The sequence below is a fragment of the Peribacillus sp. SIMBA_075 genome, from assembly GCF_046534585.1.
Map to the genome: position 1 here is coordinate 1 of NZ_JAWRYN010000755.1, position 267 is coordinate 267.

Annotated in this window: 1 pseudogene; it reads left to right on the top strand. The window is 50.2% G+C overall.

Features of this window, described 5'->3' with window-relative positions:
* Nucleotides 1-39: 39 nt before the first annotated feature.
* A pseudogene (locus SB775_RS30225) lies at nucleotides 40-267 on the top strand (stage III sporulation protein AE); the annotation flags it as partial.

Sequence of the window (267 nt, forward strand, 5' to 3'; positions counted from 1 at the left end):
GACAGTCATCGACTTGTTGCCGGCGTGAGGGGAGGTGGGATGTCAGTGGCGCTTACACGCAAGTTGATCCTCGTCTTGTTCCTACTAATGCTCCTACCGATTGAAGGTGTATTCGCTTCTGCTACACCCACTGCTGACCCGATAAACGAGATCGTCCAGCAGCAGGTAAGCCATTTGCAGCTAGAGAGAGTAGAGCAATACTGGACGCAGCTTCAGAAAGAGTACAAAGGATATTTGCCCGACATCAAATCTGAAGGCTTTGTTCAG